Origin of the sequence: Lysinibacillus capsici, from assembly GCF_020217405.1 — a bacterium.
Classification (GTDB): domain Bacteria; phylum Bacillota; class Bacilli; order Bacillales_A; family Planococcaceae; genus Lysinibacillus; species Lysinibacillus capsici.
Map to the genome: position 1 here is coordinate 1085373 of NZ_CP084108.1, position 14568 is coordinate 1099940.

Here is a 14568-nt window from a genome sequence, read left to right on the forward strand (position 1 = left end):
GGTTTAATTTTCAGATAATTCTATCAGTGATTTAATGATTTAAAGCAAAAAAAATATTAAATTCACGCTTATCTAATAGAAAAGGAGTGGATAGGAGAGAAAAGTTAAATATGATTCTGATATAAGTATCAAGTTTTATTTTCAGAATATTGAATAATAGAGGAGAGATTGTTTGAATACAGCAAAAGACTTATTAACAATATCTAATTTGACTACAAGTTTTCGAATTAAAGATACATACCACGCTGCTGTAGATGATGTCTCACTTTCGCTAAAAAAAAATGAGGTATTAGCAATAGTTGGAGAATCTGGTTGTGGTAAAAGTACTTTAGCGACTACAATTGTAGGCTTGCATAATGAAGTAAATACAAAGGTATCTGGCGATATTTTTTATAATAACCAAAATTTAGCTAAATTGAATGAACAACAATTTAATAACTTACGTGGAAATGACATAGGATTTATCTTTCAAGACCCACTTTCAGCACTTAATCCATTAATGAGGATTAATGAACAAATTGAAGAAGGATTAATCTATCATACTAAGCTTACAAAACAACAGCGTGAAGAGAGAGTTTTAGAACTATTAAATCAAGTTGGTATCGCTAACCCAAACCGTGTGGCTAGACAATTTCCACATCAGTTATCTGGTGGTATGCGTCAGCGGGTCATGATTGCTATTGCCTTATCATGTAAGCCTACTATTTTAATTGCAGATGAACCGACAACAGCTTTAGATGTTACGATTCAGGCTCAAATTTTAGATCTATTAAAAACATTGCAGACTGAAACGGAGACAGGCATTATTCTCATTACTCATGATTTGGGTGTTGTAGCAGAGATGGCTGATCGAGTTGTAGTTATGTATGCAGGGGAAGTAGTTGAAGAAGCTCCAGTTCAGGAACTATTCAATAATCCAAGACATCCTTACACTCGTTCGCTATTAAATTCAATTCCACAAACACATAGCGAAAATGAAAGACTAGAAGTCATTAAAGGGATGGTACCATCTTTAATAAATTTACCTCGAGAAGGTTGTCGTTTTTCAGGACGAATCCCATGGATTGATGCATCTTCACACGAGACAAAACCACAATTACATGAAATTGCACCAGGACATTTTGTGAGATGTACCTGCTGGAAACACTTTCATTTTGAAGGTGAAGAAGGGGGCGGGACTGTATGAGCTTTATGCAAATTAAGGATTTAAATGTTCATTATCCAATACGTGGTGGATTTTTTAATACCATTGTTGATCGAGTTTATGCAGTAGATGGTGTGACAATGGAGTTTGAAAAAGGGAAAACCTATGGACTAGTAGGAGAATCAGGATCTGGAAAGTCTACTACAGGCAAAGCAATTATAGGTTTAGAAAAAATTACCTCTGGGCAAATCGTTTATGAGGGCGAAAATGTGACAAATCAACAGAGAAAACGCGATTCTGCCTATAACAGAGATATTCAAATGATTTTTCAAGATTCTCATTCGAGTATGAACCCTAGAAAACGCGTTCTTGATATTCTAGCAGAGCCCATTCGAAATTTTATGAAGCTTAGTGATCAAGAGGAGCGCAAACGTATTAAAGAGTTGCTTGCAATTGTAGGGATGTCAGAGGACGTTTTACTCAAATATCCCCATGAATTTTCAGGTGGACAAAAGCAGCGACTTGGCATTGCACGAGCGGTTGCATGTAACCCTAAAATGATTATCGCTGATGAACCTGTTTCTGCGTTAGATTTATCTGTACAAGCACAGGTCTTAAATTTTATGAAAGATATCCAAAATGAATACGGTCTTACTTACTTATTCATTTCTCATGATTTAGGTGTTGTTAAACATATGTGTGATTATATTTCTATTATGTATAAAGGACGCTTTGTGGAAACTGGTACAAGACATGATATTTATAAGAATCCTCAGCATATTTACACGAACCGCCTTTTATCAGCCATTCCAAATATCGAACCAGAGACTAGGGATGAACGTAAATTAATTCGACAAAAAGTAGAAGAAAATTATCAAAAAGAGCAACATAAATATTATGATGAGCATGGAAAAGTCTACCCACTGAAATCCATTTCAGACACACATATGGTTGCAATGTCAGGGGGAATGTGAAATGTGGAAAACAATTGTTAGAAGAGTAATTTTAATGATCCCTCAAATGTTTGTACTAAGTTTAATTATTTTTGTTTTAGCAAAACAAATGCCAGGTGATCCTTTTACAGGGTTAATTACTCCAGAAACTGACCCTGCACGAATCGAAGAACTAAGGATTCAAGCGGGTTACTATGACCCTTGGTATATTCAATATTACCATTGGGTAATCAATGCCTTTCAGGGGGACTTTGGACAAAGCTATACATATAAACTTGCAGTGTCCACATTGATAGGTGAGCGTGCATTAAACACATTCTGGCTCGCTTTGCTTAGCACTATTCTTGTTTATTTAATAGCTATTCCATTAGGAATGATAGCGGGACGTAAACAGGATACTTTGTACGATAAGTCGATTACTTTGTATAGCTTCATAAGTTATGCAATACCTACCTTTGTGTTGGGTTTAATTTTCTTATATATTTTTGGATATCGTTTAATGTGGTTTCCGACAAGTGGAACTGTTGATGTAGGTGTAGAGCCGGGAACGCTCGAGTATTATTGGAATCGCTTGTATCATTTAATATTACCTGCGATGACATATGCAATACTAGCTACAACTACAATTATTCAGTACTTACGTTCAGAAATTATTGATGCCAAGACACAGGATTATGTTAAAACAGCACGTAGTAAAGGTGTACCAATGAAAATAATCTATAGAAGACATATTTTCCGTAACTCCTTATTACCAATTGCAGCCTTTCTTGGCTTTACAATAACAGGATTATTGGGTGGCTCAATATTCATAGAGACAATTTTTGGCTTCCCAGGTATGGGGCAATTATTCATCCATTCTGTAACAAGTCGCGATTATAGTGTTATTACCGCTCTTGTCATGCTTTATGGCTTCTTAGCGTTATTAGGTAGTCTATTGTCAGATATAATTATGAGCATTGTTGATCCACGTATCCGCATAGACTAGCAGCTAAATTGAACGCATAAGGAGAGGTGAATAAAATGGAGCAAAAAAATGATGTAGTGAAAGTTGAAAGTAATCCACCAACAGGAATTCAAGTTGTAATACGTGAATTCAGAAAAGATAAATTAGCATTATTTTCATTTATAGGTATAACTTTACTTATAGTTGTGATATTAATTATGTCTGCTTTTATGAATCAGGATGAGATATTACGGATTAAATTATTAGAGCGATTTACAGAACCCGGTGTTAATGGATATATTTTAGGGGCTGATGAAGCTGGGCGTGATATGTATGGACAGCTTATTATTGGTGCCAAAAACTCTATTTTAATTGCAATTGCGATCACGCTTATTGCAAATGCTTTAGGAATTGCACTAGGAATAATAATGGGCTATTATGGTGGCTTTATTGATAACCTATTTATGCGTATCATTGATTTCCTTATGACATTACCAACATTAATGATTATCATTGTATTAGTTACAATTATTCCGAAATATGGTGTTTTAGAGTTGATTTTGATTTTAAGTGCCTTTCAATGGATAAGCACTGCGCGCCTCGTTCGAAGTAAAGCTTTATCCGAAGGGCGTAGAGATTATGTGAGTGCCTCGAAAACAATGGGGACTAGTGATTTTGCCATTATGTTTAAAGGGATACTACCAAATTTAAGTTCGTTGCTAATAGTAGAGTTAACGTTAAACTTTGCTGGAAATGTGGGTATTGAAACAGGTCTATCATTTTTAGGCTTTGGATTACCCCCTTCTACACCTAGCTTAGGGACATTAGTAAGCTATGCAACAAACCCGATAGTATTATCTACAAAATGGTGGATTTGGTTGCCCGCATCATTATTAATTTTAGTTTTGATGCTTGGTATAAATTATGTTGGTCAAGCGCTAAGACGTGCGGCTGACGCAAAACAACGATTAGGATAAAAGGGGAGGATTTACACATGAAGAAGAATTGGTTATTCCTATCTATACTTTTTGCATTCATGCTAATTTTAGCAGCCTGCAATGGTGGTGGAGGCAGTGGGTCTGATAAAGGCTCAGGAACAGATAACACAGAAAAGTCGGGTGAAACAGAAAAATCCGGTGAATCTGAGGCAACTAATGATTCATTACTTCCAATGGAGGTAACAAATGAAGGAGACGCAATCCAAGGTGGTACATTACGTGTAGGACTTGTAGCAAGCTCTCCATTCCAAGGGATTTTCAACTATGAGCTTTATGAAGATGCCTATGACTCAGATATTTTAGCATATATGACAAATTCAATATTTGACGTTGATGGTGACTTCCTTATTACTGATAAGGGCGCTGCAAAATTAGAAGTTGACACTGATGCTAAAACAGCAACAGTCACATTGCAAGGTGATTATAAATGGTCTGATGGTACACCAGTAACAGCAGAAGATTTAATATATCCTTACGAAATTATTGGACATCCTGATTATACAGGTGTACGTTACGATGATGACTTCAGAAATATTGTAGGGGCAGAAGAATATCATAATGGCAAGGCTGATACAATCTCAGGTATTACAAAAGTAGATGATAAATCAATTAAAATTCAATTTAAAAAAGTATCACCTGCAATTTATTATGGTGGGGATGGCTTATGGGGTTATGCAGAACCAAAACATCAATTAGAGTCAATTCCAGTAAAAGATTTACTAGCTTCAGATGCAGTACGAAAGAATCCGGTTACTCTTGGCGCATTTAAACTTGATAAAGTTGTTAATGGTGAATCTGTACAACTTGTAGCTAACGAACATTACTTTAAAGGAAAGCCGAAAGTTGATAAAGTTGTAATCGAAGTTGTTCCACCAACTTCAATTGGTGAGGCGTTAAGAACAGGGAAATATGACCTAGCAACATCTTATCCAACTACTCAATTTGATAGTATTAAATCTTTAGAAAATATTTCTGTACTTGGTCGACCAGAATTGTCATATTCTTATATCGGCTTTAAGTTAGGAAAGTATGATACAACAGCAAAAGTAAACGTGTTTGATGAAAAATCAAAAATGAACAATGTAGAGTTACGCCAAGCAATTGCCTTCGCAACAGATGTTGAGGGAGTTGCTGAAAAATTCTATCAAGGCTTGCGTGTACGTGGCAACTCTTTAATTCCACCAGTATTCTCATTCTATGATGAAACATTAGAGGGTTACCATTACAATCCAGAAAAAGCAAAAGAGTTATTAGATAAAGCTGGTTTTAAAGATGTTGATGGTGATGGAATTCGTGAAGATAAGGATGGTAAAAAATTCTCTATTCGTTTAGCTTCTATGGCTGGGTCAGAAACGGATGAAGCAATTGTTGAATACTTCCGTCAAAATTGGAAAGAAGTTGGTTTAGATGTACAGTTAACAACTGGACGTCTTATCGAGTTCAATGCATTTTATGATAAAGTACAAGCAGATGATCCGGAGATCGATATGTTTATGGCAGCTTGGAATACAGGAACAAATCCATCTCCAGCGGGTTTATATAGTGTAGGTGCTGAATTCAACTTTAGCCGCTATGTATCACCTGAGTTAACAAAATTATTAGCAGCGATCGACTCAGAAGATGCTATGGATCAAGAAAAACGCTCTAAAGCTTTCCGTGAATGGCAAGAATATATGAGTGATAAAGCAATGGTAGTTCCAACATTCTTCAGAACTGAAGTTATTCCTGTTAATAAGCGCGTGAAAAATTACAATGTTGATTATGCAAATCCTACACAATTACAAGATATTGAATTAACAGCAGATGCTCCAATAAAATAATAGGTATCAAAGAAGCAGTCTTTCTTGATAGAAGAAAGGCTGTTTTTTCAAAACCTATTTCAGGATGCTGTGAATGAAAGAAGAAAAGTTAATAAAATTTACTGTAAACATTCAATAACAATTATGAAAGTCTGGTATAGATGCCTTATATAGAGAATTACTTATTATGCAGGTTTAGACTACAGTTAAATGAGGGTATAAATTAAAAAAACTCCCATCACAGTTTTTATACTGTCGATAGGAGTTATAGCTTTTAGCGATTACCAACCCAAGTTTTTACTAGATCAGCAGTACCATAAACATAATGCTGGTCACCTACTTCATGGTAGGTTGCACTTTCGTCAACCTCTGTATGCTTGTACTGAATACGTTGACGGCGCTTCTCTGACATTGGATCAGGAAGTGGGATAGCTGATAATAAAGATTTTGTATACGGATGAACAGGGTGATTGTAGATATCATCTGCTTTACCGATTTCCATGATTTTACCGCGGTACATTACAGCAATACGGTCACTGATGTATTTTACCATAGATAAGTCATGGGCAATGAAAAGATATGTTAAGCCACGTTCTTTTTGTAGTTGTTTTAGTAAGTTAACAACTTGCGCTTGGATGGATACGTCTAGCGCAGATATCGGCTCATCCGCAATGATAAACTTAGGATCTAAACTTAGTGCACGGGCAATCCCAATACGTTGACGTTGACCACCAGAGAATTCGTGTGCGTAACGATTCGCGTGCTCTTTGTTTAAACCTACAGCTTCAAGTAACTCTTGGATTTTTGCACGACGTTCTTTTTTATCCTTGTAAAGGCCATGAATATCAAAGGCTTCACCAATGATCTCACCAGCCGTCATACGAGGGTTTAAAGAAGCATAAGGATCTTGGAAAATCATTTGCATTTGACGGTTAAATTTCTTCAACTCAGTTTTGGATTTTTTTCCATGGACATTTTCACCATCGAAAACAATCTCGCCACCTGTAATATCATATAATCGAATGATTGAACGACCAGTTGTTGACTTACCACAACCTGATTCACCCACAAGACCAAGTGTTTCACCTTCGTAAACATCGAAGCTGATACCATCTACAGCTTTAATAGGATTACTTGGCGAACCAAAATGCTGCTGTAAATTTTTGATTTCAAGAATTTTTTTCGCACCAGTTTTAGTCATTTTCTTGTGCCTCCTTTGCTAAATACCCTTCAATACGTTTAGCAACCGCATCTGGAAGAGGAATCTTTGGTGCATCAGGATGCAACAACCAAGTCTTTGCAAAATGTGTTTCACTTACTTGGAACATTGGTGGCTCTTGTTCATAATCAATCGCCATAGCATACTCGTTACGAGCTGCAAATGCATCACCCTTAGGTGGATTCGTCAGATCTGGTGGTGAGCCTGGAATCGTACGTAATAGCTCATCCGTATCATTATCTAAATCTGGCATTGAACCAAGTAAACCCCATGTGTAAGGATGCTTTGGATTATAGAAAATATCATTCACAGTACCATATTCAACGATTTGTCCAGCGTACATTACTGCTACACGGTCAGCGATATTCGCCACTACACCTAAATCGTGTGTAATGAAAATGATAGATGTTTTCGAGTTTTTCTGAATTTCTTTCATTAATTCTAAAATTTGCGCTTGAATGGTTACGTCTAGAGCTGTTGTCGGCTCATCTGCAATTAATAGCTTAGGATCAGCTGCAAGGGCAATGGCAATAACAACACGTTGACGCATACCACCTGAAAATTCATGAGGGTATTGGTTATAGCGTTTTTCAGGGAAGGGGATACCTACCTGTGTTAAAAGCTCAATCGCACGTTTTTTCGCTTCATTTTTAGAAACTTTTTTGTGTTGCAAAATGACTTCAGTTATTTGACGTCCGACCTTCATTGTTGGGTTCAAACTTGTCATAGGGTCTTGGAAAATCATTGCAATTTCATTTCCGCGTACTTTAGACATTTCTTTATCAGTTAATGGAACTAAATCACGACCATTAAATAAAATTTGTCCTGACTCATAAATACCAGGTGGCTGTGGAATTAGTTTCATTAATGCATTACTCGTAACACTTTTACCAGAGCCTGATTCACCTACTATAGCGAGTGTTTCACCCTCCTTTAAATCAAAGTTAACACCACGCACAGCATGGACAAGTCCTGCATAAGTTTTAAAGTTAATTCTTAAATCTTTTACTTCTAGAATTGTTTTACTCATTTCGGCCACCTCCTTATTTACGTAGTTTTGGATCTAGAGCGTCACGTAAGCCGTCACCAACTGCGTTAAACGCAAAGATTGTTAGTGAGATAAATACTGCTGGGAAAATCAAGCGCCATGGAGCATTGGCAATAGCTTTATTACCATCAGAGGCCATTGTACCCCAAGAAGCTGTCGGAGCAGGCACTCCAAGACCAAGGTAGCTTAGGAATGATTCAGTGAAAATAGCAGATGGAATTGTTAACGTCATCGTTACTAAGATTGCACCAAGAGCATTCGGAACTAAGTGTTTAATAATTAAATGGCCTGTACTAGCACCTAATGTACGAGCGGCAAGAACATACTCTTGATTTTTAATAGATAGTACTTCACCACGAACGATACGTGCCATGTTAATCCATCCAGTGATGGACAGGGCAATAATCATAGGAATTAAACCAGGTTGCATAACAACTAAAAGTACGATTACTACTAAAAGGTAAGGTACAGCTGTTAAAACGTCAGCAATACGCATCATGATGTTATCAACGCGACCGCCTGCTAAGCCTGAAATACTTCCCCATAAAACACCGATAATTAAGTCAATAATCGCTGCTGCAATTCCGATAAATAGGGAAATACGAGCACCTTCCCATATACGAACGAAAATATCACGACCAAGGTCATCCGTTCCAAACCAAAATTGTGCAGAGGGTGGTGCATTGTAAACACCTAGCTGATCACTTGCTTTATATTGAGAAAGCATTGGTACGAATGTAGCCATTAAAATAACAATGATTAAAATGATTATCCCAATGATGGCTAATTTGTTATGAGAGAAACGGAGAAATACTTCTTTCCAAAAGGAGACTGATTTATCAGCTAATTTTTCCGTTGCTTCATGATTTCCACCAACAATTTTAAACTTATCTTTTTCAATTTGTTGCTGTGTCATTATTTTTTCGCTCCTTTCAGTTTAATACGCGGATCAATCACACTGTATAGAATATCAACGATTAATACCGCAAATAAAAGGATGATGGAATAGAACACCGTCGTACCCATAATTACTGTATAGTCACGGTTTGTAATACTTTGAACGAAGTGCTTCCCAAGTCCAGGAATAGCGAAAATTTGCTCAACAATGAAACTACCTGTTACAACACCAGCTGTTAATGGACCAAGGTATGTTACGACTGGCAGAAGGGCATTTCGTAATGTATGACGGAATACGATTGTCCATTTACCAATACCTTTTGCACGAGCCATTTTTACATAGTCACTATTGTTTTGTTCAAGCATACTTGAACGTGTTAATTTTGCGATAAAGCCCATGTGTGAGAAAGCGATTGCAAGGGCTGGTAAAATACTATAAATAAAGCCCTTCCACCCACTAATAGGGAACCAGCCTAGCTTAAAGGCTAAGAAATACTGCATTAAACCTGCTAAGATAAATGAAGGTACTGATATACCAAGCACCGCAAAGGACGTTGCCAAATAATCCGGGAACCTATTATGATATAGCGCGGAAACTACGCCAATTAATACACCGAATCCAACTGCTAATAGCATAGCTTCAATCCCTAATGTTAATGAAACAGGGAAACTTTCAGAAATCATATCATTTGTAGAACGCGCTTTATATTTCATTGACTCACCGAAATTGAATGTGGCCGTATCGATTAAATAATCTTTATATTGAATATACCAAGGGTTATTTAATCCATACGTTTCGTTTAACTTCTCCTCAATTTGAGGTGGGAAATTACGTTCACTCGCGAAAGGACTACCAGGAGCGAGACGCATTAAGAAAAACGTAACCGTTACGATGACGAAAAGCGCGAGAAGTATATACATCAGCCTTTTCAAAATATATTTAATCACATAAAACTCCTCCTTCTATTTGTCAATTTTCAGACAAATATATGCCTTCGTATTTTAAAAAGAGCTGACTCGCGCCGAAGTGGCTACGAGGCAGCTCTTCGCTGTAGAGCTAAATAAGCGAATTATTGTTGATTATTTCTCTACTTTAACCTCTTTAAGAGAGATGTTACCAAGGATGTCTGCCTTCATGTTTTTCACATAATCTTGTACTACAGATAGGTTCGTGTAGTAGTAGATTGGAATAACTGGGAAATCATTCACAGCAACTTTTTCAGCTTGTTTTAAAAGCTCAAGACGTTTAGCAGGATCTGCTTCAACGTTAGATTGATCTAATAATTTTTTGTATTCTGCACTTTCCCAACCAGTATCGTTGTTACCGTTTGCAGCAGTGTCATACATCTCTAAGAATGTATAAGCATCGTTGTAGTCACCAACCCAGCCCATACGGCCAACTTGGTAATCTAATTGGTTAAGTTTTTCTAAATATACTTGCCATTCAGAGTTATCTAGACCTACAGTGATACCAAGGTTTTTAGTCCAGCCCTCTTGAACGTATTGAGCGATAGCAGCGTGTGCTTCACTTGTGTTGTAAGAAAGGTTAATTTTGATATCTGCTGGGTTTGTAATTCCAAGTTCTTTCATACCAGCTTCAAGTGCTGCTTTAGCACCTTCGATATCGTTATCTTTGAAGTAACCACGGTCTTCTTCAAAGCCATGAACGGCGATAGGAACCATACCTAATGCAGGTTTTTGCTCACCTTTAGTAATGTTGTCAATTAAACCTTGACGATCAACTGCTAAAGCTAACGCTTTACGGATGTTAGCGTTTCCAGTGATTTTATCTTTTGTATTAAGCTTGTACCAGTAAACAGAAGCTTGGTCATTGATATTTAATGAACCATCAGCTTTGAATGCATCGATTGAATCAAGTGCCACAGATTGGAATGGTGCACCTAAGTAGTCAATTTCTCCAGCTTTGAAGCTTGTTGCTGCAGTTGCTTCAGACTCAACCATACCGATATTAACAGTTTCTAAAGAAACTTTATCAGCATCCCAGTACTCTGGGTTTTTCTTTAATACGATTGTATCATTGTGTCTCCATTCAGCTAATGTGAAAGGACCGTTTGTTACATAGTTTTCACCAGCATCTGCATACCACTCATCATTACCTTCAACTACTTTTTGGTTTAATGGTGCATATGTTTTGAATGCTGTTAATTCTAAGAAGTAAGGTGTTGGGTTTTCTAAAGTTACTACTAATGTTTTTTCGTCTTGTGCTTTAACGCCTACATCATCAGCAGAACCTTCACCGTTGTTATATGCTGCAGCACCTTTAATTGGGTAAAGGATTGAAGCATATTCAGAAAGATTGTCTGGGTTTAATGCCCATTTCCAAGCGTATTCGAAGTCACCAGCTACTACTGGATCTCCGTTTGACCATTTAGCATCACGTAATTTGAACGTGTATGTTTTTAAATCTTCACTAACTTCCCAGCTTTCAGCAGCAGCTGCAACTGGACGAGCGTCTGCATCAAGTGTTGTTAATCCTTCAAAAGTATTTGTAAGAATAACACCAGAAGTTGTATCTGTTGCTAATGCAGGATGAAGTGATGGCGGCTCAGAAGCTACTACAACATTTAATTCGCCACCTGATGAAGTTGTTTCTTCTGAAGAACCAGAATCTTTTCCTTCGTCTTTTGATTTGTCAGACGAATCTCCACCGAAGCCACATGCAGCAAGTACTAAAGAAAATACTGCAAGAACTGTTAATAATAAAAACTTTTTGTTTTTATTCATGTGAATCCCCCTTATACAATTTTTAAGCCTTTTGTGAAGCTCCTATTTAATATACCAAAAAAATCATTGTGTACAAAATAAAAAAGATTCGAATTTATATAGTATTATCTGACATTTAGGAGAATAATAAATTTTTCCGATTTATCACACTAAAGAGGGAAAGTGTATATATATTAAAAATTTGATATTTACTTATTATGAATATCAAAAATAAAGTAAAAACAAAAAAATGATTTACTATACGGAAAATTCCTATTTTTTTGATAATATTATGGATATTTGAAAAATGAATCAAAAGTCATGGATGTAATACCTTGAGGAATTTGTATAGATTTGTAGAAAATCTATGTAAAACTCAGTGAATTAGTTTCTTTTACAGGTAATTTCTTGTAATTTACTATCGCAAAACATGAATATTTATATCTATTAATGATATATAAGAAACTTGTTTTGTATTTTTCTAAGATTATCCATTTGTGGGGAAGGAAAAGAAAAAAATGAGCATTTGTATGAAAAAAGGTACCCATACTAAGAAAAAATTGGATTTAGTGACAAGCTAGTTTATGAGATTAAGTTTTTTTGAAATAATTTTAGAACCAGTTGTATATACATGCATATATGCAGTTGGTTACTGTTTTATTCATCAGTCAAAAAATAAAAGGAATGCTTCAATTCGTCCTATATTCTTCCAAAGAGAACCGTTTTAATCATATTGTTTTTTTGAGGATGTCATTTGTCTTACTGAAGAGGATTGATCATGCAAATAATTACTAAAAATCTGTTTATTCATCGAATGAAAACGTTATCAATAGCTATTCAGAAGGATATTCTTCCACTTTTTAAGTGGTGTACTATGAAAAAAATATAAAAAACAGTGCATCCCATCTATAAAATGCACTGTTTTCTATTTAAAGTTTAAATTGATTGATTTGATTCTGTAAATCTAAGGACTTTTCGCTTAAATCTGCGGCAACTTGGTTTACTTGTTGTACTGTTATAGATTGTTCTCTTGTTGCTGAAGCTACAATTTTTGTATTATCCGCGCTCGTTGAAGCACCATGGGCGATTTCTGCAACTGACGCTGCAACCTGTTCAGCACTAGCTGAAATTTCTTCAGAGGTAGCTGATATATCTTCAATCTGATCTGTCATCGTATTAATGGCTTTCACAATTCCTTCAAAGGCTTGTCCAGCATGTCCGATGATTTTAACGCCCTCTGTGACAGAATGAAGTCCATCAAAGACTGCCTTTTCTACATTATGTGTATCCTGTTGAATATCTAGCGTTAAGGCAACGATTTGGTTGGCTGATTGTTTGGATTCCTCAGCTAACTTACGAACCTCATCTGCTACAACCGCAAATCCTTTACCATGCTCTCCGGCTCTAGCCGCTTCAATTGCTGCATTGAGTGCCAGTAAATTTGTTTGATCTGTAATGGCTGTAATGACAGCTGTGATCTGACTAATCTCATCTGATTGCTTACTCAATTTTTGAACAAGATTATTAATCATTTGTGTTGATTCATGGATAACATTCATTTGTTGCTGAGCTTCTTCTACCGTCTCGTTTCCATTTGTTGCTAATTCTGAAGTTGTGATAGCATTCTGATGTAGTTGTTGAGTTGCCTCAGCTATTCGTTGAACACCTACAGCCGTTTCATCCATTGCGTGTGCGCTTTCGTTAGCTGCTACTGTAGCTGTCACTGCAGCATCAGCTGTTTCATTAATCCGTATTGTTATTTCATCAGCAGTGGCAGTTATTTCTTCAGTGGAGGCAGAAAGTTCCTCTACTGAAGCTGTTAAATGCTCTGCATTGTCCTGTATATGCGTTAATAAATTTTTCAGATTACCCTTCATGGCATTAAAAGCTGTTGAAAGCTGACCAATTTCATCTTTTGATTGATGGGTGATATCTGGATGAATTAATTCACCATTAGCTACATGGCTGGCTGCCAGAACGACAGATTTTAAAGGGCGTGAGATTGTCCGTTGTATATAGAAAATAAGGAAAATACCTAGAGCGATACCAATAATGATTGCGATAATGGAAATAAGTTGGGAATTAAATACAGCCTGTTTAGATTCTTTTGTCACAATATCTAGTTGTTCCTTTTGATAGTTTCCAATTTTATCGGATACATCTTGTATACCTTTATTCGTTTGTTGTACTTCACCATTTACCTTTTGCAAAGCACCTTCTAGATTACCAGCTTCAAATAGAGCTATTGCTTCGGTTGCTGCCTTGTTAAAAGTATCATTATGAACTTTTAATTCCTGTGCATATGTTTCCATTTCAGCTGAATTTGATTTTTCAATGATTTCTTCCACATGTGTGTCGAGCATACTTGCATATTTTGAGAAACTCTCTTTGTTAGCAGGTTTGTCTTCGATGATGATGGCACGAATGAAAAGACCTTGCATAGCCATTTCGTATTGAATATCATCTGCTAATTCTACAAGGGCAACATGTCCTTCTAATGCATTTTCAATCTTTTTTTCAATGTTTGAAAATAACAGAAACATAATGAACAAAGAAATGATTAATGTGAGAATAATTGCAAAGAAACCAAAGCTTAATTTTTTACCTACAGACATATAGATACGCCCTTTCCTTAAATGCTCTATAAAATTTTTTATACTTTAATTTAGCGTTTCTCAGTAGTAGAAGTCAATATTCGTTGAAGGAAACAGTGCAGATTATTCATGTGCTTTTATATTGTTATTATAATAAGGAAGATTGTCTGTAAAAATCAATCAAGATAAGGTTGTTTTCATCGTTTTATAGTACGGATTACGTGTACGCGTTATAAAAAAGAAGAGGCT

At 36.2% G+C, this 14568-nt stretch carries 11 protein-coding genes; 5 read left to right on the forward strand and 6 right to left on the reverse strand.

Annotation, left to right across the window (positions count from 1 at the left end; genetic code table 11):
* Positions 1-172 precede the first annotated feature (172 nt).
* Genes LCP48_RS05090 through LCP48_RS05110 form a run of 5 tightly spaced genes read left to right on the forward strand, consistent with a single transcriptional unit; the run spans position 173 to position 5858 of the window.
* A complete protein-coding gene (locus tag LCP48_RS05090; protein ID WP_004227360.1) occupies positions 173-1186 on the forward strand; it encodes an ABC transporter ATP-binding protein in 1014 nt (337 codons plus the stop codon).
* On the forward strand, positions 1183-2118 hold the full coding sequence (locus tag LCP48_RS05095; RefSeq protein WP_115673211.1) for an ATP-binding cassette domain-containing protein: 936 nt from the start codon (positions 1183-1185) through the stop codon (positions 2116-2118). The genes LCP48_RS05090 and LCP48_RS05095 overlap by 4 nt, the downstream gene beginning before the upstream one ends.
* Before the next feature lies 1 nt (position 2119).
* Positions 2120-3082: an oligopeptide ABC transporter permease gene (gene opp4B / locus LCP48_RS05100; protein WP_004227362.1), complete on the forward strand. Its 963-nt coding sequence runs from the start codon at positions 2120-2122 to the stop codon at positions 3080-3082.
* 35 nt (positions 3083-3117) lie between these two features.
* Complete coding sequence (locus LCP48_RS05105) at positions 3118-4017, forward strand: ABC transporter permease (RefSeq protein ID WP_004227363.1); 900 nt, start codon at positions 3118-3120, stop codon at positions 4015-4017.
* Positions 4018-4034: 17 nt separating this feature from the next.
* Positions 4035-5858, forward strand: a complete 1824-nt coding sequence (locus tag LCP48_RS05110; protein ID WP_225340759.1) for an oligopeptide ABC transporter substrate-binding protein — start codon at positions 4035-4037, stop codon at positions 5856-5858.
* A gap of 253 nt (positions 5859-6111) precedes the next feature.
* On the opposite strand, the gene LCP48_RS05115 is transcribed toward LCP48_RS05110, so the two are convergent.
* From LCP48_RS05115 to LCP48_RS05140, 6 genes are all read right to left on the reverse strand, one after another.
* On the reverse strand, positions 6112-7038 hold the full coding sequence (locus LCP48_RS05115) for an ABC transporter ATP-binding protein (RefSeq protein ID WP_004227365.1): 927 nt from the start codon (positions 7036-7038) through the stop codon (positions 6112-6114).
* Positions 7031-8086, reverse strand: a complete 1056-nt coding sequence (locus LCP48_RS05120) for an ABC transporter ATP-binding protein (protein ID WP_009373533.1) — start codon at positions 8084-8086, stop codon at positions 7031-7033. Before LCP48_RS05120 ends, LCP48_RS05115 begins: the two co-directional genes overlap by 8 nt.
* Positions 8087-8099: 13 nt before the next feature.
* Positions 8100-9020, reverse strand: coding sequence for an ABC transporter permease (locus tag LCP48_RS05125; RefSeq protein ID WP_004227369.1), 921 nt, complete (start codon positions 9018-9020; stop codon positions 8100-8102).
* Positions 9020-9949: an ABC transporter permease gene (locus tag LCP48_RS05130; protein WP_004227372.1), complete on the reverse strand. Its 930-nt coding sequence runs from the start codon at positions 9947-9949 to the stop codon at positions 9020-9022. The genes LCP48_RS05125 and LCP48_RS05130 overlap by 1 nt, the downstream gene beginning before the upstream one ends.
* Positions 9950-10081: 132 nt before the next feature.
* Positions 10082-11746, reverse strand: coding sequence for a peptide ABC transporter substrate-binding protein (locus LCP48_RS05135; protein WP_004227373.1), 1665 nt, complete (start codon positions 11744-11746; stop codon positions 10082-10084).
* Between the two features lie 908 nt (positions 11747-12654).
* Positions 12655-14340 (reverse strand): methyl-accepting chemotaxis protein, encoded by a 1686-nt coding sequence (locus tag LCP48_RS05140; protein ID WP_004227375.1) that lies wholly within the window; start codon positions 14338-14340, stop codon positions 12655-12657.
* Positions 14341-14568: the final 228 nt, after the last annotated feature.

Bases quoted from the DNA above. Each gene is read 5' to 3' on its own strand.
- LCP48_RS05135 (WP_004227373.1), bottom strand. From the start codon at position 11,746: ATGAATAAAAACAAAAAGTTTTTATTATTAACAGTTCTTGCAGTATTT.
- LCP48_RS05095 (WP_115673211.1), top strand. From the start codon at position 1,183: ATGAGCTTTATGCAAATTAAGGATTTAAATGTTCATTATCCAATACGT.
- LCP48_RS05140 (WP_004227375.1), bottom strand. From the start codon at position 14,340: ATGTCTGTAGGTAAAAAATTAAGCTTTGGTTTCTTTGCAATTATTCTC.
- LCP48_RS05110 (WP_225340759.1), top strand. From the start codon at position 4,035: ATGAAGAAGAATTGGTTATTCCTATCTATACTTTTTGCATTCATGCTA.
- LCP48_RS05105 (WP_004227363.1), top strand. From the start codon at position 3,118: ATGGAGCAAAAAAATGATGTAGTGAAAGTTGAAAGTAATCCACCAACA.
- LCP48_RS05115 (WP_004227365.1), bottom strand. From the start codon at position 7,038: ATGACTAAAACTGGTGCGAAAAAAATTCTTGAAATCAAAAATTTACAG.
- opp4B (WP_004227362.1), top strand. From the start codon at position 2,120: ATGTGGAAAACAATTGTTAGAAGAGTAATTTTAATGATCCCTCAAATG.
- LCP48_RS05120 (WP_009373533.1), bottom strand. From the start codon at position 8,086: ATGAGTAAAACAATTCTAGAAGTAAAAGATTTAAGAATTAACTTTAAA.
- LCP48_RS05125 (WP_004227369.1), bottom strand. From the start codon at position 9,020: ATGACACAGCAACAAATTGAAAAAGATAAGTTTAAAATTGTTGGTGGA.